Here is a 21,139-nt window from a genome sequence, read left to right as displayed (position 1 = left end):
CTTTCGGAGGCACGATGCTTTACCGTCTAGCCAGAACTGGCTTTTTCCAACTTGATGCCGAAAAGGCACACGATCTTGCAATTAAGAATTTCAAACGCTTCACTGGTACTCCTCTCGATCTTTTCTATCGTCAACAACTTCCAAATCGTCCTGTCGACTGTATGGGCCTGACATTTCGTAACCCAGTAGGTTTGGCAGCGGGTTTAGATAAAAACGGGGAATGTATTGAGGCATTTGATGCGATGGGCTTTGGTTTTGTTGAAGTGGGTACGGTAACACCACGTCCTCAACCTGGTAATGATAAACCACGTCTTTTCCGTTTGGTTGAAGCGGAAGGGATCATCAATCGCATGGGCTTTAACAACTTAGGTGTCGATAACCTTGTAGAGAATGTTAAGAAAGCGAAATACGATTGCGTGCTTGGTATCAACATCGGCAAAAACAAAGATACACCTATCGAGAAAGGCGCAGAAGACTATCTGATCTGTATGGAGAAGGTATACCAATACGCAGACTACATTGCTGTGAATATTTCTTCGCCAAACACACCAGGACTTCGTTCACTCCAATACGGTGAAGCTTTGGATGAACTGCTTGCAGAGTTAAAGCAGAAGCAAGCTGAGCTGAAAGAGAAACACGATAAGTACGTCCCACTTGCGTTAAAGATCGCGCCAGATCTTAGCGATGACGAAATCACGCAAATCTGCGAGTCTCTGATCAAGAATAATATTGATGGTGTGATTGCAACAAACACCACACTAGACCGTTCTATGGTTGAAGGAATGAAACACGCCAATGAAGCGGGTGGCTTAAGTGGGCGTCCGGTTCAATCTCGCAGCACAGAAGTCGTGCGCAAACTACACGAAGAGCTAGGAGATAAGATTCCTGTTATCGGAGTAGGTGGTATTGATTCTTACGTTGCTGCAAAAGAGAAACTTATGGCAGGCGCTAAACTAGTGCAGGTGTATTCGGGTTTCATTTACCATGGACCCGCATTAGTAGGTAATATCGTCAAGAATCTGTAGTGATTCCATTTAAGCTGTTGATTGGAGTGACATTGTCACTCTATAAATAATCAACGAAAAACGATTTTCGGAAAGAGGAGATGAAATTTCATTTCCTCTTTTTTTTCATTGCGGAGCTTATAGTATTTGCAATATGGCTTAGAAAGGTAATTAAGCGTTTAACCTGGATTCACAATAAAATCAGAGATTGGAACTATGCTTAAACCCAGTGATAATTGGACTTGGTACTATGACGAAAAGGAAGAGCATCTGATGCTAGACCTTGGCGATAGCATGGTATTCAAAACCAACCTTTCTCGCAAATTGATTGTAGATTGTGCTATTGGCACAAATGAGTTCTCTGTTGATGATGCATCTGCTTTTCAGACATATAAAGAGCAAATCGCTTATTTAGAGCTTTCAGAGCCTCGCCAGGCTGAGCTAGCATTGTACTGTGCTGCGGCAAAACGCTTCCATAAGCCAGTGCAACCCAAGAGTTGGTTTTTCGATTCGTTATCAAACGGCGATAGTGCACTACAGGAAGGGGACTTTGTACACTTGTCCACCGCCAATAGTAGTGGCACCTTTATTATCCTAGAAGTCGGGGAGTGCGCGAGTTTGTGTGCGTCTGTATCGCTTGATGAATTCTATTTGACAGGTTCTAAATCGCTTGAATTCGGTCAAGCGATAAAAGTGATGCATGATCGAATGCTACCAATTAACCACCAAATTCATACCCGTCTGGTTGCGATGGCGGGCTAAGATTTCGTTCCTTTTTTCATTTCCCATCGGCCGAAAGGCCGATTTTTTTTGCCTATCTCTAAAGCATCTTTACCTTACTTTCTTAAAATCTATGAATCAGCACTGTGATATGTGTTTAGTTTTTATTCTTCTAGTCTATTAATTTTTTCCTTATTTCCGCTACTTGAGCTGGCGATATCCCTCAATTATTCCCCATTTAACGCTATTTTGTAATAAAATTACTCATTAAATTGATGTTGGTATAGTCCAGTTTCGTAGTAAATAAGTATTCACTCTTTGTTTTTGCCAATAAAACTGGTCGGAAATTTTTCACTACGAAATACCATGCTGTAATTGAAGAACAGAGGTTCTTTCGATTAATAAATGGTCAATTAGCTAATGGATATGGGGATAGAGCGCTATTGGATTAACGGATTTGTCTTGATGTCAGGTATAATGAGAGGTCATTTTCTAAAGAATATAAAGTTCACTATGCATCAATATCTTGCGGTTACTTCCAATGGCCTGGAGAACCTGTTAGTTGAAGAGCTAACAAAGCTAGGGATCAGCAATGCCAAGCCTGTGCAAGCAGGGGTTCGATTCAAAGCCTCAAACGAACAAATCTACCGTTGCTGTTTGTGGAGTCGACTAGCTTCGCGATTCGTTCGTGTTCTCTCAGAATTTACCTGTAACGACGATATGGATCTTTATCTTGCGACTTCTTCGGTTAACTGGGTAAACCAATTCCATAGTTCTAAGAAGTTTGTCGTGGATTTCAAAGGCACAAACCGAGAAATTCGTAATAGCCAATACGGTGCGATGAAGGTAAAAGATGCAGTAGTGGACAGCTTCAATAAGAAGAATCTTCCACGTCCATCGATCAGTAAAGATCAGGCCGATCTTAGAATTCATGTCCGCTTACATAAAGACAAAGCTATTCTTGGCGTGGACATGGTGGGTGGCGGCTTGCACCAACGTGGCTATCGTCCTGAATCGGGTAAAGCACCTCTACGTGAGACACTAGCAGCTGCGATTATTCTGCGCAGTGGCTGGGATGAGACTAAGCCACTACTAGACCCTATGTGTGGTTCGGGTACATTGCTGATTGAAGCTGCAATGATGGCCGCAAACATGGCTCCAGGTGTGAATCGCAAGCAGTGGGGTTTTGAGTCCCTTGAAGATTTCGAGCCAGAGCTTTGGGCAGAGATTAAATCTGAAGCCGCAGTACAAGCAAGACGTGGTGTCAGAAAAGTTGTCGCTAAGTTTTATGGCTTTGATAACGATGCTCGTGTACTACAAACAGCGAAAGACAATGCTCGCCGAGCTGGTGTAGAAGATCTGATTGAATTTAATCTAGGTGATGCAGCGCAAGTGGTTCGTCCTGCAGAGTTTGAAAACGGTGTCATCATCTGTAACCCACCATACGGTGAGCGTTTGGGTACTCACCCTGGTCTGATCGCACTGTACACCGCATTTGGCGCACAAATCAAAGCTCAGTTTGGTGGATGTCAGGCGTCTATTTTCTCTAGCTCGGATGAACTGCTTAGTTGTTTACGCATGCGAGCAGATAAGCAATTCAAGCTGAATAACGGCGCTTTGCTATGTCACCAAAAGAATTACTCCATTTCTGAACGTGCAGTGCAAACATCAGGTGACACTGTCACTGAGTCGGTTATCGCTCCAGACTTTTCGAACCGCCTTAAGAAGAACATGGCGAAAATCGGCAAGTGGGCTCGCAAAGAGAAGCTAGATTGTTACCGAATTTACGATGCAGACTTGCCTGAATACAACGTTGCTATTGATATTTACTTAGACCATCTTGTGATTCAGGAATACGCTGCGCCGAAGAACATTCCAGAAGAAAAAGCAAAACGCAGGCTTACAGACATCATTCGTGTGGCTATCCAAGTAACAGGCACGGATGCGAACAAAGTGGTTCTGAAAGTTCGTGAGAAGCAAAAAGGGCGTTCTCAATATCAGAAGCTGTCTCAAGAATCAGAAACCATGGTTGTTAACGAGTACGGCGTGAAGTTAATCGTAAACTTGCACGATTATCTGGATACGGGATTGTTCCTCGATCATAAGATCACTCGTCGTAAACTTGGTGAAATGGCGCGTGGTAAAGATTTCTTGAATTTATTTGCTTACACAGGCTCAGCAACTGTGCATGCTGCGTGCGGCGGTGCTAAGTCCACAACAACGGTAGACATGTCGAAAACTTACCTAGACTGGGCTAAAGAGAACATGAAGCTCAATGGTCAGGTAGGGCGTCAGCATCGTTTCGAGCAAGCGGATTGTCTGCAGTGGCTTGAGAGCTCAACAGCTCAGTTTGACCTTATCTTCATCGATCCGCCGACATTCTCAAACTCTAAACGTATGGAGCAGAGCTTTGATGTTCAGCGTGACCACATTCAGCTAATGACCAACCTGAAACGTCTATTACGCGCTGGTGGTACGATTGTGTTCTCGAACAATAAGCGTCACTTTAAGATGGATGACGAGAAAATGGCCGAGCTTGGTTTAGAGGCGAAGAACATCTCGCATCTCACATTGCCAATGGACTTCTCACGCAATAAGCACATCCACAACTGTTGGATTGTGACCCACAAGGATTAAGTAGGTTTACGTGATCACACTTTATAGTACAGAAGGATGCCATCTCTGTGAGATGGCTTTTGAACTTTGCCAGCAAGCAGGAATTGCCGAAGCAGTAGATATTGTTGATATCGCATTTGATGATGCACTGTTTTCTCGTTACGGCGTCACTATTCCTGTGCTCAGTTTCCAAGGAAATGAAATCAACTGGCCTTTCGATTTACAAGAATTACAACATTGGTTAGATAACAATGGCATTACTTACCATCAATAATGGATTGCTGGCATACGGTGATCACCCTTTACTGGATCATGCAGACTTCGCTCTTCAAGAAAATGAGCGAGTGTGTCTTGTCGGACGCAATGGTGCCGGTAAATCAACGTTAATGAAAGTCCTTGCAGAAGAAGTGCAACTGGACGATGGGAAACTCACGATTACGCAAGATGTGGTTGTTTCTCGTTTAGAACAAGATCCGCCGCGTAACCAAGAAGGCACGGTGTTTGACTATGTCGCTGGTGGTTTGGCGGAAGTAGGACAACAACTGAAGATCTATCAAGATCAGCTTGATCTTATTGCCGTTGACCCATCTGAGAAAAACATCAACAAATTGGCTCGTATCCAAGAACAGCTCGAACATTCAGGTGCTTGGCGTTTTGAAGATAGAATTCAAAACGTACTCGCTGCACTCAAACTAGATGGCCATACAAAGCTGACAGAGCTCTCTGGTGGCTGGCAGCGTAAAGCCGCACTAGCGCGTGCATTGGTTCGTGACCCAGATGTTCTTCTTCTTGATGAACCAACTAACCATTTAGATGTTACGACGATTGAGTGGTTAGAAACCTTCCTGAAAGATTTTCGAGGTTCTATCATCTTTATTTCTCACGACCGTGCGTTCATTAAATCGATGGCGACGCGTATTGTTGATCTTGATCGAGGAAAGCTGGCTTCGTTCCCGGGAGATTACGAGAACTATCTGGTAGAGAAAGAAGAGATGCTTCGCGTTGAAGACATGCAGAATGCAGAATTCGACAAAAAGCTTGCACAAGAAGAAGTTTGGATTCGTCAAGGCATCAAAGCTCGACGTACAAGAAACGAAGGTCGCGTTCGTGCACTTAAAAAGCTTCGTGAAGAACGACAAAGTCGACGCGAAGTGCAGGGCAAAGCCAATATCCAAATTGATGATGCATCCCGTTCAGGAAAGATCGTATTTGAGGCCAAAGAGATTAATTACAGCATCGATAGTAAGTCGATTGTTAAAGATTTTTCTTTCAATATCATGCGCGGCGATCGTATTGCTCTAATCGGGCCAAATGGATGCGGTAAAAGTACCTTGCTAAAGTTGTTACTCAACGAACTGCAACCTGATAGCGGCAAGCTACATTGCGGCACAAAATTAGAGGTTGCGTATTTCGATCAGTATCGCGAAATATTGGATCCAGAAAAGTCGGTGATCGATAACCTTGCAGATGGTAAACAAGAAGTGATGGTTGGCGGTAGACAGCGTCACGCACTTAGTTATTTGCAAGATTTCCTTTTCGCACCAAAACGAGCTCGTACTCCGGTAAAAGCCTTATCTGGTGGTGAGAAAAACCGTCTGCTTCTGGCTCGAATTTTCCTTAAGCCAAACAATCTGTTGGTGTTGGATGAACCAACCAACGATTTAGATATCGAAACTTTGGAACTTTTGGAAGATTTGCTTGCCAATTACCAAGGTACGCTGTTACTGGTGAGTCACGATCGTGAGTTTGTGGACAATACGGTGACGACTAGCTGGATATTTGAAGGTGACGGTGTTATTGAAGAGTTCGTGGGTGGTTATCATGATGCTCAGCATCAACGTCTTCAAGCGCACCAGTCTAGAGCGGTGGAACAACCAGTAAAACCAAACGTTAAGGTTGAAGAAACTCCCAAAACAGCTCCGGCAAAAAATAAGTCTAAGAAGCTATCTTATAAGCTACTGCGAGAGTTAGAAGCGTTACCAGCGAAGTTAGAAGAACTTGAATCTGAGATCGAGAGTTTACAGGAGCAAGTCAATAACCCTGAGTTTTTCTCTAAACCCGTAGAACAGACACAACCCATTTTAGATAAGCTCACTGCAACCGAGCAGGAGCTAGAAATTGCTTTCGAGCGCTGGGAAGAGCTAGAAGCAATGCAACAGGAAAGTTAACGTTCAATGAGTAGTAAAATTTTTAAAATGTCAGTGGTAGCAGTAACAGTTGCTGCGTCATTTAACGCAAGTGCAGCGTTATACAATGTTTATATGTACGGCCCTGTAAATAGTGATAGCAACACATTTGGAACGGCTGTATCACCTGTAGTTAGAGCTACTGTGGATGAGTTTCCAAACGCTCAAAGTTGTTTTGAGAATGCGTGTAGCGAAACCGATTACAAGATCGCTTATGAAGAAAAGCTAAACCCAGAAGGCTTTAACTACCGCCATGAAGCGCCATTCCTTATGGAGTATGGATACAACTATCTTGAAGATGGTCGTAGTGGATTTGAAAGCTATTGTGATCGCTACCTAGGGTACTCAAACACGCTATGTGAGAAGTGGGCTACTCATCAATATGATGGTGGTTATTCTACAGAAGGTAGCGTGAACAACTCTGTGGCTTTTGTTGAAGGAACAGGGGTTCAAAGTGCTAAGGACAATGTCATCATCAATCAAATTGATGAAAACGGAGTAGCACTGGGTTCCTACTATAACGGAAGCTTGAAGAACCGCTCAGAAGCGTTTGTAGGTGATACTGTTCTAGATAAGGGTTCTTCATCTTCAGTTGTACAGAGTAAAGTATTTGCCAAACTAGATGACCTGTACGTAGGGAGCGTTTCTTTTAGTACCAGTAACAGCTCTGATTACCGTTCTCAAGCTGCAGTGTGGAATGGGTCTGCGGCAGAACCTGTTCTTATTAAAACGGACGGTGTTGTCAGTGATCGTTCGATTCCGCAAGGCAGCGCACGCGATATCGCTGATGTAAACGGCACTGTTTATGCGGTGGGATATAACGCAAGTAGTAACGAAACACCAGTCGCTGCAGTTTGGAAAATTGATCCGACCAACGTGAGCACTGATGCGATTACCGTAAAATTGCTTAACGTATACAACGACGAAGAAAAGTACCTCAACTCGGTACTAACATCCGTCAATGAATCCGGCATCGCAATCGGTACGGTTAAGTATAAAGTGCCAAATGGTAGTGCGTACTCTAATAGCCTGTTTTACGTACCTAACGTGGCATCGCCAAGCACTAAGAGTTTTTCTGGAGATATTTTCTTTTCAAGTGCAAACGGAAAAGCTGGCGCAATCAATAACAATAATGTAGTTGTTGGCCAGATCGATTATGAAAAACATGCAGAAAGCAACGGTGGCAAACCAAGATCAAAACGTGCTTTTGTTGCTCCTATTGAAGGCTCGGAAAATGCGTCAATCTTCAATAATCGCGCGTGGTATCTTGATGACTTAACATACGGTATCGAAGCTAATAACGCATATCGTATCATTGATGCAACAGATATTAATGACGCGGGCGTGATTGTAGGTACGGCTTACTACTGTGCTGGTGGCTTTGATAGCGCATCGATTGGCGCGAGCTGCTCTTCGGGTGCTTCACAAGTTGCAGTTAAGCTTGTACCAGTGAATGGTGCTACAGCTGGTGATATTTCACAGCGTCCTGCGACAGAAGTGAGCATTGAACGGGCAGGTTCTTCTTTTGGGATATGGGCTTTGACACTACTAGCGCTTGTCGGGTTCCGTAGAAAATAGAATAAATTTTAATCAAGAGCACAGACTCACAATTTTGAGTCTGTGCTTTTTTTATATCTTGAGATCGGCGCAATTTTGATCAATTCTTAATTGTGGAGTAACAAAAGCTCCACATTAGTTTAATAGTAGTACGTTAGAAACACCTTTCTTGTATGAGGACGACACTATGAAGAGACAAAAGCGTGACCGCCTAGAAAGAGCGCAATCTCAAGGATATAAGGCTGGTTTAAACGGCCGTTCTATGGACGAATGTCCTTACCAACAGATGGAGGTTCGCTCCCAATGGCTTGGTGGTTGGCGCGATGCCAGGGAAGACAAGCACTCTGGTCTCTATAAATAAAGACTCAATCCACATACAGCAGGAACTAAGCCCCGAAAGGGGCTTTTTAGTTAAACCTTAATGCACTATAACTAAATATATTGAACCTAAAAAAGCGACTCAAACGAGTCGCTTTAGAATTTCTATAACTTAAAATGCAGAAGTATCTTGGAAAAGGCCAACTTTTAGGTCTTTTGCCACATAGATTTCTTTGCCATCTACGAGTACACGGCCATCTGCAAGGCCCATTACCAGTTTACGGTTCACAACGCGTTTCATATGAATTTCATATGTCACTTTTTTCGCAGTAGGAAGAATTTGACCAGTAAATTTAACTTCACCTACACCTAGTGCGCGGCCTTTACCTTTACCGCCAACCCAGCCTAGGAAGAAGCCAACAAGCTGCCACATAGCATCAAGACCAAGACAGCCAGGCATTACAGGGTCACCTGGGAAATGGCAATCGAAGAACCATAGATCCGGAGTAATGTCGAGTTCAGCCAGAATCAGACCTTTGCCAAAATCGCCTTCAGTCTCAGACATCTTAGTGATGCGATCCATCATAAGCATGTTCGGAGCTGGTAGTTGAGGGTAGCCAGCACCAAATAGCTCACCTTGGCTTGAAGCTAGAAGATCTTCGCGGTTATAAGATTCACGTTTGTTTTGCATTATCAATTACTCCAATTTTTGATAGCTGCATGTTAGTGAACACGTGTACGCTAAACAACTCCAACCAGTAACATTCTTCACATTTTGTCGCGTTAAGAAAACCAGTTTTTGATGAGTTCCACAATTCCTTGCGGGTGTTCATGTCTTTCAAAGTTTTCAATACGTTGAGCAATTTTGCATATAACGCTATCTTCATCATCACCACGGAAAGGCTTACCCATAATGAGAGGGATAGCTTCATCAACGGTGGAAACAGACCAGATATGAAATTCGTTATTTTTGATACTCTCAACAACATCTTGGTTTAAAGCAAGATGCTTCAAATTGGTTTTAGGTAGTATAACACCTTGCTTTCCAGTTAACCCTTGGTGTTGGCAGACGTGATAAAAGCTTTCAATTTTTTCGTTTAGGCCACCAACAGCTTGCACTCGACCAAACTGGTCTACCGCGCCCGTGACAGCAATTTGTTGGTCTATAGGGTATTCAGACAGGGCGCTCACGAATGAACAAAGTTCGGCTAACGTTGCGCTGTCACCATCCACTTCACAATACGACTGTTCGAACACAACAGAGGCTGAGTAGGGTAATGGTTCATCTAGTTGTAAAGCACTGCTGACAAACGCTTGCATGATCATCATACCTTTAGCATGAAGGTTACCACCAAGTTCGGCTTTTCGCTCAACATCTGAGATATCGCCGTCTCCAAAGTGAATAACACATGATATACGCGCTGGTTCACCATAAGACATAGGGTGTCCTGGGACATCGATAACGGTAAGTCCGTTAACCTGACCAACACATTCCCCATGGGTTTCAATGATAACTTGGCCTTCTGTGATATCAGCAATTGCTCGTTCTGGTAAGTAAGACTCACGTGAATATTTGTTTGTTAATGCGGTGTCGATGTTGTCTGCATTTAGCACCTTACCGTCACTATCTAAGCTGGCCTCGTTGAAAAGGGATAAATACCAAAGAATTTCAATTGGCATATAATCCTGATCTTCAGTGTAACGGGCGCCTGCCACCATAACGCGGTGTAAGGCATCAAACGTCAATTGCGGGATAGAATAGCAATCTTGGATCCAAGCGAGATAGCCAAAGTAATTCTCAACGCTATCTTCATTTAGAGCGAGCTCGTTTTCCACCTCAGTATATACAGCGAGGCCGTTGTAAAGCTCTGGTTCAATACTCTCAAGATCTGCAATTTGTTCGCGGTCACCAGCAATTATAACTTTGACATCAAAGGACTGGCTCGGCTCTCGTTTTGCAATTCGCTTAGGGTTGACATTGATCGGGCTGCATTCTTGACCCAGCAACACGGTTTTTAACGCTTGCCAACAGATAGGGTTAACTAAAATAAGGTTAGCAGGGATGATCAAGTAACCGTTATCGGCTTTATGAAGTAGCCCTTCATTGAACGTTGTAATGTCGCCATTTTCATTACAAACGTATGAACCTAGCAAAGATTGAGACGAAAGAGACTCCGTAACGTATATGCATTTATGTGAGTCAGCTTGCTCAAGTGATTGCTTAATTAAGCTACGATAGAAAGCATTATCTATCGAATTTATAACGAGCGCTCTAGTAAACCCTTTAAGGGCGGAGAATGTTTCCAAGGATTGCTTTAATCGAGGCTGGATGCCGAGAAAATCAACGTGTTCTAGCGATGAGAATCGTTTCATCACTTCATCATATTTTGAATATTGTGGCGTAACTGAGCACCAGCTTTCTTGATTCATTTACTTGGTTCATAGATAACAAATTAGATGAAAGTATATAGAAAAAGCCAAACACGAGATACCGATAATTTGTTGAAATGATTTGTCTCGAGTTTCGGTTAAATTGGGGATTGTAACTACCTCGAGTTCGGGTTACGCTGTCACTGAGAACGTTAACGGAAATTGTCAATTAATGAAATATCAACAGCTTGAAAACTTAGAGTGTGGTTGGAAGTGGAACTACCTTATCAATAAATGGAAGGCAGGTGAGTCTATCACACGCCATATTGATTCAAGTGAAGCTGACGCAGCAGTTAATGAGCTACGCCAGATCGAGCATCAACCAACGCAAGTTCTGGAATGGATCGAAAACCACATGTCACTTGAGCTTGATAATAAGCTTAAGCAAGCCATTCGAGCAAAACGTAAACGTCATTTTAACGCTGAGCAAATTCACACGAAAAAGAAGTCTATCGACTTAGATTACCGTGTTTGGGAAAAGCTATCATACCGGGCTAACGAACTTGGTTGTACATTGTCTGATGCCATCGAGTACTTATTAACAGAAGCGTCACGTAGTGAAAAAGCGAGTAAGGCAGTAAGTAGTTTAAAGGAAGATCTATCTAAGTTACTGGATTAAGGAGAGGGATATGCTTTATGTTATTTTAATCGCTGCAATAATTATCTTCTGGCTAGTTGCTGTTGATAGGCCAGTACTTAAAGTGAAGTTTGAAGATGGTAAGATCATAAGAGAAAAAGGGCATTTTCCTCCTGCATTTCGCCATAATGTTCTAGACATTGCTGAGCATAATCCATTTACGGGTGAGCTTAAGGTCTACCAACAACGAACAGGCACTAAACTTAGCTTTTCTAAAAATGTGCCAAAGAAAGTACAGCAACGAATTCGTAACGTATTTCCCCATCAAGGTTTTAGAAGCCGAGGCGCGAAAAAATCTGGGTGATAAACATATCAATTACTAAGTAATCCATAATCCCTCGATCTGTTTTGGCTTTGTTATTTGTCTCTTCCATACCTTTGGTATTCTGTTTAGGGAGGGCAAAATATGAAGCCACATTTTATTATCTTGTTATCAATCATTTCAGTTTCAGTATTCGCTACTGACGATGCCGCACATAATCCAATCGCCAAGAAACTCAAAAAGAGAGTCGTTAAGGAACTGTCTAAGCATGAAGTGGCAGGCTATTGCGATATCTTTATTGAGCTTGTCCATGATAAGCAATACGCAAAAGTCAAAAAGGTTAGGGGGACGGGTGACCATCAAGTGTGTAAGGTCGGTAAGAGAGTCATTAAGCGAGGGGAACGATTTAAATACAAGCACCCTGAAAAATTCATCAGGGTCCACGTTTCAAGTTAGTCTAAATCCGGTTAATCCATATTAGAGAATACTTCATGAAGCACTATAACTAAATTTATAATAGATAAAATTAAACTTTGAGAACAATCTCTTAAATACAAAGTAGAATATATTCAATATGTTGGTGGCCATTACAGCGTAACGTGAAGTTATCTATCTTCTGACTTAAGAAATCTAACAAAAGGAAATAGCCGTGCTAACCATAGAAAAACTAACTAGAGCTGATATTGAGAGAGTGAAGTCCTTATCCGTCGATGACTCTCAGCTAAAATACGTCGGCACAACAGAAGAGATTCTCAATAATCTTAACGGTTCGTGCATTCCACACATTATTAAACAAGACTGCGCCATCGTTGGTTTCTTTCTATTAGACTTTAATTATTCTGAATCGTACGAATTTGTGAAGGAGAATAGCAGTATCGGGCTTCGCGCTTATTTGATTGACGCCAAACAGCAAGGCAATGGTTATGGCGTCAAAGCGGTAATGTTATTGCCTGATTATGTTAAATCTCACTTCCCAGATGTATCCAAGATTTACTTAACCGTAAACTGTAAGAACCCGATAGCGCAGAATTGCTATGTTAAAGCTGGGTTTATTGATAATGGGGATTTGTACTTGGGTGGTGCAGCTGGGCCACAACATATTATGTTTTTGAATCTAAGATAAAACTGAAAATTAAGGAACAAACTATGAAAGGTAAATGCTTATGCGGCTCCGTAACTGTCGAGGCGGAGCCAGTAAACGAAGTTGCGCTTTGTCATTGTAGTATGTGCCGTAAGTGGTCGAGCGGCCCGCTGCATGCAGTGCATGTGAAAGAAGGTGTCTTGTTCAATGGCGCTGAAAACATTACACGGTTTAAATCTTCCGACTGGGCTGAACGTGGCTTTTGTTCAAAGTGTGGGACGCATTTGTTCTATCACTTAATTCCGGCTGATGAGTATGTGCTTTCCGCAGGTTTATTCCCAGATGAGAAATTTAAACTCACCAGTGAAATTTTTGTTGATGAGAAGCCAGAGTATTACGAGCTAAATCCAAGCTCTCATAAAATGACGGGCCAAGAAGTTTTTGAACAGTACGCACCAAAAGAATAGTTGTGTTATAGCATGAGATAGAGAACAAAATAAATTCGTTACAATGTAACTTTTTCTAATAACTCCGAGTCAAAGACGAAGATCCAGTTCGCCAATGTAAGGCATTTGTTTTATATGCCTTATCTCTATATATGCCATGTGAATCATTGAATATAATTGCTTATTTGCTACTATTAATTTGCTCAGTAGAGCCATTACGTGATGAATATAGAAGGGATATCCAATGAAACACAAGCTAATCCTATTAGCAATGGCATCGGCTTTGACCGGATGTGGCGGTGGAGGCGGCTCAGTTAGCAGCTCACCAGCCGCAACAAGCAACCACCTTGATGGGCTGTATGTCAATGATACGGACTTAACCATCATGCTTATCGACACCGACTTGGCCAAGAATGCGGTTCTTGTGGGTGACTACGTAAACAGTGAAATTCTTGTCAGCAACACACACACGATCAGCGGCAGTTCAATAACGACAAAAGGCCTCATATATGCGGGCTCCAGCGCTTACCTGTACGACCCTACGATAGAAGCCACCATTACCGCGACAAACGAAGGGGCCAACATCACGAGCGTTATAAACAATACTAATATAACGTACTCATTTGATCGCACTAAAGACAGTGCATCGCTCGCAGAGATGGCCGGCACCCACATCAATCCAGACGATGGTTCATTGTGGACAGTAAATACTGACGGTACGTTTACCGTTAACGGTATCTGTATTGTCACTGGTACGCTGAAGCGTGTGAAAGGTTATTACTCGGCTGAGAACGTCCAAGCGACAAATTGTAGTGACCCTAGCTATAACGCGACCGATTACACCGCACGTGTCGTGACCGTAGAGCATTCTGGTACTACGTATTTACTGGCTGCCATGGCTAACGATTCCAGCGCCATGTGGGGAAGCGCTCCTTTATAATGGTTTATTTCAAAAATCTCACAGTTAGAGGTTTGAAACTTTAACTGTGAGATTTTCATCGTAGTGATTGTCGATTTGCCGAGCGCGTTTGCGAACATCTTGCAGCATTTTAAAACGACTAATGTCTCGGTTACTCATTGGAATCAGTATCGGTTGAGGTCCTCAAAACTCAGTGTGTTCATTAAACCATAAAAGGACATTACTAAATTGCCCTAGAAAGTGGTTTTATTAATGCTTCTCGCAAATATAGATAAACTAATACCATAGGCGCGTCGATGAATGTCGACAGGCTTTTATCCTTCAAATCAAAAAAGCCAAAACAAAGTAAGGCCGAACCCTAGTTTTAGGGTTCGGCCTTGTCTTTTTTTGCAATCACACTTGTTGCATACACAATAGACAGCATATTCTTGGCAAGAACCAACTGTTATGTTAGTTCCAAATTTACCAACCAATAAGGTGAAATATGTTTGTAAAAGCCAATTCAATTAGAAAAGCAACAAAGGTGATTAATGCAGCAAAAGGTGCTGAGACAATAAAGTTAGTGCAAAGGTTAGACTCTAGTCACGCCGAAATATTGTCCCTCATTGGGTTTGATGATTATCTACAAGATGGATTGCAATTAGTTCCAGCGCAAATTGGAAAGTACACGTCTTTCAATGCAGATGGTAAAGAGGTGGTCAGAAAAGATTTACCGCTTCAACCTGAACCTGTGTCTTTTCATACATCATGGAAAGACGGGCATGGAAATGAACACAGCGGAACTTGTACTAGGATGGTAGATAAATATCCGCGTGATTATATAGATGCCCCAATGGAAAAATTGACTCTAGTCGAGTCTGGAGACTCATTTTATGTAACAACTAGAGAAATTGGTTTAGCTTCCATAAAGCAAGAGGACTTAGTTCATTTATCAAATGTTATGCTTGAGATTTTTGGGCAATTCCAAGTAGTAGATGCGAAGAAGAATGACTATACCACTTTAACAATCAAGGAGATTGGCTGGGATATTTTACCTAAAGGTGCGTACCCTTGGAGTAAACTAAAACCTCTGATTGGTGAGGTGATAGAGAAAAAGGCAAAATCTACCCAGCAACCTGTTGTTGAAGACAGGATGAAAACAATCACCAACTTTAATCCAGACTTCGTTGCTGTTGGACGAGCAGGGTTTAGTGGTTACTTTGTTTATGGCTTTGAAAATAAGGGCATTTATATCCTTGAAAGCATTTACTTGGACAATGCCACTTATGTCTTTGGTGATGACTGGGAAAAACTATCTAAACTGACAAAAAACGAAATTATAAATGGTGCCGAAGAGCATGAACGTATTATTCACGATAAACGTTGGGGGCAATATATTCGACAAATACTAGGATGACTTGTTTTTTGATGGAATCCATTCGGCGGCTTTCATTCGACGGTCGCCACGAAATGGCAATAGATTTTCCTTAGCGGGATAGACCTTAGGCTGGTCAAAGTGGCCGTACATTTCAACAAACTGGCGATGTTCATCGTGCCAGAACACAAAACTTTCCAATTCTTTCGGGCTGAATTCACGCTCAGACGGTGTGATAAGTACCGCGCGTTTTTCACAAACCCGAAAGCCAGACCAGCGCGTATCGTTATAATGTGGCGGTCGGGTTTTTCGGCGGTTTTGGTTAAGTACTGAAAATGAACGTTAGGAATAGTACAAGTAACTTGTGGTATGGAAATCAACAGAATAAAAAATTACGGCTTGGTTATCAGACACTTATGAAACGCTTAATCAAAGAGTTAGCCTTTGTTAACAGATTAAACCTAAATGCGCATTATGTATATTATGTTAAATAAGGTGTGCCGAGCTATAGATTCCATCTAGTTAACTCTCCTGCTCTTTTCAATTTCTAACTTTAAATTAAACATAATCGTATTTACCATAAAATACCTAATAATCAGTTGGTTAATCAGAGATTAACAAGTCTGATTATTAGATCTATAACTGAATTGTTTTTTAGTAAGTGTTTCTCTTCGCCATGCAAAAGTTGCTCAATCAACTTAATCACTCAATTGGTTTCAATAAAACTATTCGTACGCTGTAAGTTCGCGAGCCTCTTTGTCATCTTCAGAAGCTCGTCCTGGTTATTTAAATTTCTCTCGGAAAAGCTCAATAAGCGCTTTCACTTTGTTAGGCAAAAATAACGACGACGGATAAATCAGCGTTAAATGCTGCTTTGGGTGTGTAAACTCAGGTAGCACTTCTGTCAGCAAACCATCTGCCAAATCTGGTTTGGAATGTGCTTGTGGGATGAACGCTATTCCATTCCCTGCAATAGCCATTGAGCGCAGAAGATGAAGATCGTCTGACTTTAGAGCTATATGCAGTTCAGGTTCGAGTAAGTTCGCATTGTATCGATTGGTTAACAAACGATGTTGCTTTAGATCTGTTATGTCTCGTATGGGCGCATAACGACCTAAGTATGCTTTGGATGCCACGAAATGGCTTCGATATGGCAACAAACTAAACTGTACATAACTGTCATCTGTTACTTTAACTACGCTAGGTAATAGCTGTAGGTCAAAAGCTTGACGTTTTAAGTCAACACTTTCTTGGTGGTTTTCGATTTCAACAGAGATGTCAGGATAACGAGTTGTGTATGCAGTGATAATTGAGTTAAATGCAGCAGAACTCATTAACGCAGACGGAATGGCTAGACGAACTTTCCCGCTCAGTTCACGCTGATACTCGTTCATAACATTTAAACCTTCTTGGACATGCTCTATTGACTGCCCTACTAATTCAAATAAGCGCGTGCCATGCTCCGTTAGCTCTATGGTACGAGTTGTTCGTATAAGTAATTGAAACCCTAAATTTTTTTCTAGTTCTTGTAATCTTCGGCTCACTTTAGATCGCTGCATGTTATTCGCATCAGCGGCGGCACTTATCCCACCGTGAACCACGGTTTGAGTAAACAAATATAGATCATCGAGACTTGCGTTCATTGTCCTACTTTTAGGTCGCTTGTGTGCTTATTGTCATTCTACTTAATTGTGATTGAGTTCTCTATAATCCTTTAATCTATTTGTTAAATGGTATTTGTAATGACCGCAGACCAAAAATTCAGGCATTGGATGAAAACGTTGATTGTCCTATTCATCGTTCTATTTTTATACATCATCATCGCTGATCGCCATGTTCCACTGACTACCGAAGGACGTGTACAAGGCTATGTGGTGCAAATCGCACCTGAAGTTTCCGGTAAAGTTACAGATGTCCGTATTGGTAATAACCAGATGGTTAAAAAAGGCGATGTTCTATTTACTGTTGATCAACGCAAATACAGCATAGCGCTCGAACAGGCGAACTTATCGTTGCAGTCTGCCTATGAAAAAGAAGCAACTCTTTACTCTCAACGCGAAGCGGCAATTGCCAATATCGCTCGCGCGCAAGCAACGTTCGACAATGCGAACCGCGAGTATAGTCGTTTACTGAAACTGTCAAAGCAGAAGGTCATCTCTCAATCTTCTGTTGATAACGCCTACGCTCAAAATCAAGTCGCGCGAGCGACACTTAAAGCGGAACAACAAAACTTAAAAGTAATAGACGCTCAACTTGGAGAAAAGAAAGGACAAAGTACCGCTGTTCGCATTGCAAATAATGGGATTGAAAAAGCGCAGCTGGATTTAACAAACACCGCAGTACTTGCTCCAAGTGATGGTGTGGTAACTAACTTGCAGCTAGAGGTGGGCACAATGGCAAAAACCAATATGCCACTTCTAACCTTTGTTCCAACTGGCTCGATGTGGGTCGCTGCAGATTTCCGTGAAAAGTCCGTTGCCAATGCCGATGATACTTTTCACGCCCTCGTCGCGTTCGATGCTAATCCAGGTTCAGTGTATGACTTTGATCTATCCAGCCGAGACTATGGGGTTGCGGCAGCGCAACAAACACCAGATGGTGCTTTGACTAAAGTTGAAGTGAATAATCGCTGGGTTCGAGATGCACAACGAACACGCGTAAACCTTAAAAGTGAAGAAACGTTACCCCAGTCACTTTTCGTTGGATCACGGGCAACCATCGTGTTGTATCCGGGAGATAGTCCATTTTGGGAGTTCATGGCTAAAACGCAAATTCACCTTGCGAGCTGGTTCCACTTCATTTACTAGGTTGGATGGTATCGATGAAAACCACACGAATTTGGTTTGGTTGCTCAGCGGGTCTGGCTCTCAGTATGCTATTTGGCTGGTCTTATGGCTTTTTTGCGGTCATGTTTCCGTTGTTTGTATTGGGAACCATGAACCAGTTTAGTCTTTCCGGCGTAGCTGGCATATTTTTCGCGACTGTTTGGACAACACTTCAGGCGACACTGTTGTTGGAGTATTTACAGTTTCACCCTACTCTTATGACGGTTGCTGTCGGTGTCCTACTTCTTTCCAAATGTATTGCTATGATGAAACCAAAAACTTACTTGTTTGGTTACATTGGTTTGCTGGTTGGTTCTATTGTTTTGAACTTTGCGAGTTATAACTCCTATGATGTTGAAGAGTTTAACGTTAACTTATGGGTGATTGCATTTTGCAATATATTAATATGTGCTTTCGCTTTTTGGCTGTTTCCTGAGCCGGAGTCACCTCAGAAACCGGCAGCAGTAGAGACTCCCGTAAAAAGCGATATTGATTACATTAGCCAGGTGGCGATGGGTTGGCTAGTGGCGATGGCGGCATTCCTCGTGTTCCAAATCGCAGACTTAAATGACTCGCTTTCTGCACAGGCGTCGATTTTGATCATTTTAACCCCGATGACCCTAGCTGGTTCTCTGGGAATGGCAAAGATTCGAATCATCGGCACTGCGTTGGGATGCTTAGCGGGCATGGCAGTACAGTTAATCTTGGGAAGTTGGTATGGGGATGGCCTACTCTTCTGGTTAGCTTTTACAATAGCTATGGGCCCTTTCTGTCATTGGTTAACTAAGGGGCAAATCAAAGGAGCCATTGCTTTTTCAGCCATGTCGGCGCTCTCAGTGCCACTTACCACTGCATTGGTACCCGAAGAGAAAGACGCTTTCTTTTCAATTTTGTACCGTTTTAGTTCTATCTTTGTCGCGGTACTATTAACAGCAATGGTAATGTGGGTCGTCCACCATTGGATTCGTGTGACCCTAATCAAACGCCACCAACACGAACTCGGCTAGAATTCTTAAATAAAACACAAATAGAAGCGGTTGTATTTTACCAATACTGGCGTTTGATTAGTAAATTAGAACCGTTTCTATTGCGCTTTGTATCTCTGCACTTCGAATCGGTTTGGATACAAAAGCATTCATGCCTGCATCTAAACAAGTTTGCTTATCTTGATCCATTGCGTGCGCTGTCAGCGCAATAATAGGTGTTTTAGTACAAAACTGTCTAATTTTACGCGTTGCGGTAATCCCATCCATAACGGGCATTGACACATCCATAAAAATCAGATCAACGTGGTGCATATTCTCTTTTAAATAGTCTACAGATTCTTCACCATTACTGAGCATGACTACCTTATGCCCTAACTTCTCCAAAAGTAACTTGATGACCATCTGATTGGTTTCTGTATCCTCGACAACGAGAATCTTTAGACTTGAAGTTGGAACATTAACGATGTTGTTTGCAATATGTTCTTCATTTAGCTCTGATTTAACAGACACAGGAAGCTTAATAGAAAATGTCGAACCTTCACCTAAAGAGCTCTCTAATGCGATCTCCCCGTTCATTAGTTCTACGAGATGCTTTGAAATTGTCAGCCCTAGCCCACTACCGCCATATTTTCGAGTGATAGAATCATCAGCTTGCTTGAATTGAGAAAACACGGCCTGCAATCGTGATTCGTCTATACCAATACCTGTGTCTTGAACGGTGATGGTCAAGTTCGAGTTAACTAGCTGCGCTTTTAAACTGACAGATCCTGATTCGGTAAATTTAACCGCATTACCAAGCAAGTTGAAAACAATTTGCATGACTCTTGCCGGATCTAGATGGAACAGCATATCTTTTTCGAACTCGATTGATGTGGAAAAGTCGAGCCCTTTGGCAGTGGATAAATGGTGGAAGTGTTCAAGAATATAAGTGAATTCGGAATGAAGGTTTACCCAACGAAGTTTGACTTGAAAACCGCCACTTTCGATGCGAGAGAGCTCTAATATGTCGTTGATAAGAACTAACAAGTGTTCAGCAGACGATTCCATTTGCTCTAATATATCTAGCTGAGTCGTCAGTTTTTTATCTTGAGATAACACATCAATATAACCAAGAACTGCGTTTAAAGGTGTTCTCAGTTCATGACTCATCATAGCGAGAAAGCGAGATTTCGACTTGTTTGCTTGTTCTGCTTTCAGTTGCGCTTGCTTTAGCTGCTGAGTTCTTACTTCAACCAGCTGTTGGAGTTGCTCTTTATGTTCGATATCCGTCAAGGCACGCTCTATTAGAGGACGAAATTTTGATAGGGTTTCACTCGAACTTAAGCTAAATTTTCCCGCTTTATCACCTACGAGAAGTATGATTGATTCTGTGACTGTCGTTTTAACTCCTGTAAGCAAGGCAGATTTAATCGCGGCTTTTTGAGGTTGCTCAAGGTTTGAAAACTCCGTCAGCTTCGCTGGTTCAAATAGAATAATCGACTCACCTTTCAGTGCTCGTTCAAATTTACTAGAGTTGAACCATCCCGCATTATCAAAAACGCTATTCGAGCTGAGTATTGTTCTAAAGGCTTTCTCATCAACGTTTTTACTAAGAACAATGAAATCCGTAAACTCGATATAAAGTGATAGAACTTTGTTCAGTTCGTGGAAGATCTGCTGTTTATTGGACGCGCTAGTAATACTTGAAATTGCATCGAGTATAGAACGGTTTTCGGAAACGAGCCGAGCTTCTCGTTCTTGGCTCTGTTTCAGTTCTATCAATGCTTCGCAAAGTTGTTCTTTAATTTTTAAGCACATA

At 42.2% G+C, this 21,139-nt stretch carries 20 protein-coding genes and 1 pseudogene; 16 read left to right on the top strand and 5 right to left on the bottom strand.

Going from position 1 to position 21,139, the window contains the following annotated elements; translation table 11 throughout:
• The first annotated feature begins 14 nt into the window (after positions 1-14).
• The 7 genes from pyrD to rmf all read left to right on the top strand — a co-directional run bounded on the left by pyrD (position 15) and on the right by rmf (position 8,444).
• Positions 15-1,025, top strand: coding sequence for a quinone-dependent dihydroorotate dehydrogenase (pyrD, locus tag NP165_RS06655; RefSeq protein ID WP_257083205.1), 1,011 nt, complete (start codon positions 15-17; stop codon positions 1,023-1,025).
• A 195-nt stretch (positions 1,026-1,220) separates the two neighbouring features.
• A complete protein-coding gene (locus tag NP165_RS06650; RefSeq protein ID WP_257083204.1) occupies positions 1,221-1,766 on the top strand; it encodes a cell division protein ZapC in 546 nt (181 codons plus the stop codon).
• A gap of 471 nt (positions 1,767-2,237) precedes the next feature.
• Positions 2,238-4,361 (top strand): bifunctional 23S rRNA (guanine(2069)-N(7))-methyltransferase RlmK/23S rRNA (guanine(2445)-N(2))-methyltransferase RlmL, encoded by a 2,124-nt coding sequence (gene rlmKL / locus NP165_RS06645; RefSeq protein ID WP_257083203.1) that lies wholly within the window; start codon positions 2,238-2,240, stop codon positions 4,359-4,361.
• A gap of 10 nt (positions 4,362-4,371) precedes the next feature.
• Positions 4,372-4,614: a glutaredoxin family protein gene (locus NP165_RS06640; RefSeq protein WP_257083202.1), complete on the top strand. Its 243-nt coding sequence runs from the start codon at positions 4,372-4,374 to the stop codon at positions 4,612-4,614.
• Complete coding sequence (locus tag NP165_RS06635; RefSeq protein ID WP_257083201.1) at positions 4,592-6,508, top strand: ABC transporter ATP-binding protein; 1,917 nt, start codon at positions 4,592-4,594, stop codon at positions 6,506-6,508. Before NP165_RS06640 ends, NP165_RS06635 begins: the two co-directional genes overlap by 23 nt.
• 6 nt (positions 6,509-6,514) lie before the next feature.
• Positions 6,515-8,104 carry a DUF3466 family protein gene (locus NP165_RS06630; protein WP_257083200.1) on the top strand — a complete coding sequence of 530 codons (1,590 nt, stop codon included), beginning with the start codon at positions 6,515-6,517 and terminating at the stop codon, positions 8,102-8,104.
• Positions 8,105-8,270: 166 nt separating this feature from the next.
• Positions 8,271-8,444 (top strand): ribosome modulation factor, encoded by a 174-nt coding sequence (gene rmf, locus NP165_RS06625; RefSeq protein WP_257083199.1) that lies wholly within the window; start codon positions 8,271-8,273, stop codon positions 8,442-8,444.
• 129 nt (positions 8,445-8,573) lie between these two features.
• Here rmf and fabA read toward each other — a convergent pair whose 3' ends face one another.
• Both fabA and NP165_RS06615 read right to left on the bottom strand, forming a co-directional pair.
• A complete protein-coding gene (gene fabA / locus NP165_RS06620; protein WP_257083198.1) occupies positions 8,574-9,092 on the bottom strand; it encodes a bifunctional 3-hydroxydecanoyl-ACP dehydratase/trans-2-decenoyl-ACP isomerase in 519 nt (172 codons plus the stop codon).
• Positions 9,093-9,184: 92 nt separating this feature from the next.
• Positions 9,185-10,831, bottom strand: a complete 1,647-nt coding sequence (locus NP165_RS06615) for an AAA family ATPase (RefSeq protein ID WP_257083197.1) — start codon at positions 10,829-10,831, stop codon at positions 9,185-9,187.
• A gap of 172 nt (positions 10,832-11,003) precedes the next feature.
• Between NP165_RS06615 and matP the strand changes: the two genes are divergently transcribed.
• From matP to NP165_RS06580, 7 genes are all read left to right on the top strand, one after another.
• Complete coding sequence (gene matP / locus NP165_RS06610; RefSeq protein ID WP_257083196.1) at positions 11,004-11,450, top strand: macrodomain Ter protein MatP; 447 nt, start codon at positions 11,004-11,006, stop codon at positions 11,448-11,450.
• Positions 11,451-11,460: 10 nt separating this feature from the next.
• Positions 11,461-11,772, top strand: a complete 312-nt coding sequence (locus tag NP165_RS06605) for a DUF3634 family protein (RefSeq protein ID WP_257085523.1) — start codon at positions 11,461-11,463, stop codon at positions 11,770-11,772.
• 102 nt (positions 11,773-11,874) lie between these two features.
• A complete protein-coding gene (locus NP165_RS06600; protein ID WP_257085522.1) occupies positions 11,875-12,186 on the top strand; it encodes a hypothetical protein in 312 nt (103 codons plus the stop codon).
• A gap of 193 nt (positions 12,187-12,379) precedes the next feature.
• On the top strand, positions 12,380-12,853 hold the full coding sequence (locus NP165_RS06595) for a GNAT family N-acetyltransferase (RefSeq protein WP_257085521.1): 474 nt from the start codon (positions 12,380-12,382) through the stop codon (positions 12,851-12,853).
• A 23-nt stretch (positions 12,854-12,876) separates the two neighbouring features.
• Positions 12,877-13,278 carry a GFA family protein gene (locus NP165_RS06590; RefSeq protein ID WP_257085520.1) on the top strand — a complete coding sequence of 134 codons (402 nt, stop codon included), beginning with the start codon at positions 12,877-12,879 and terminating at the stop codon, positions 13,276-13,278.
• 223 nt (positions 13,279-13,501) lie between these two features.
• A complete protein-coding gene (locus tag NP165_RS06585; protein ID WP_257085519.1) occupies positions 13,502-14,197 on the top strand; it encodes a hypothetical protein in 696 nt (231 codons plus the stop codon).
• Between the two features lie 463 nt (positions 14,198-14,660).
• A complete protein-coding gene (locus NP165_RS06580; RefSeq protein ID WP_257085518.1) occupies positions 14,661-15,572 on the top strand; it encodes a hypothetical protein in 912 nt (303 codons plus the stop codon).
• Here the strand turns inward: NP165_RS06580 and NP165_RS06575 are convergent.
• Together NP165_RS06575 and NP165_RS06570 are read right to left on the bottom strand one after the other, a co-directional pair.
• Positions 15,564-15,818: pseudogene (locus tag NP165_RS06575) on the bottom strand (phage protein); the annotation flags it as partial. The gene NP165_RS06580 and the pseudogene NP165_RS06575 overlap by 9 nt on opposite strands.
• Before the next feature lie 494 nt (positions 15,819-16,312).
• Positions 16,313-17,173 (bottom strand): LysR family transcriptional regulator, encoded by an 861-nt coding sequence (locus tag NP165_RS06570; RefSeq protein ID WP_257085517.1) that lies wholly within the window; start codon positions 17,171-17,173, stop codon positions 16,313-16,315.
• Between the two features lie 99 nt (positions 17,174-17,272).
• Here NP165_RS06570 and NP165_RS06565 point away from each other — a divergent pair, with 99 nt between their 5' ends.
• Positions 17,273-18,337, top strand: a complete 1,065-nt coding sequence (locus NP165_RS06565) for an HlyD family secretion protein (protein ID WP_257085516.1) — start codon at positions 17,273-17,275, stop codon at positions 18,335-18,337.
• A gap of 14 nt (positions 18,338-18,351) precedes the next feature.
• Positions 18,352-19,362 (top strand): DUF2955 domain-containing protein, encoded by a 1,011-nt coding sequence (locus NP165_RS06560; protein WP_257085515.1) that lies wholly within the window; start codon positions 18,352-18,354, stop codon positions 19,360-19,362.
• 57 nt (positions 19,363-19,419) lie between these two features.
• Here the strand turns inward: NP165_RS06560 and NP165_RS06555 are convergent, their stop codons facing one another.
• A complete protein-coding gene (locus tag NP165_RS06555) occupies positions 19,420-21,138 on the bottom strand; it encodes a response regulator (protein ID WP_257085514.1) in 1,719 nt (572 codons plus the stop codon).
• Between the last annotated feature and the right edge of the window lies 1 nt (position 21,139).

The sequence above is a fragment of the Vibrio japonicus genome, assembly GCF_024582835.1.
GTDB classification, from domain to species: domain Bacteria; phylum Pseudomonadota; class Gammaproteobacteria; order Enterobacterales; family Vibrionaceae; genus Vibrio; species Vibrio japonicus.
Note: the sequence above shows the minus strand (reverse complement) of the source record. Positions and strands in the feature narration are given on the sequence as shown.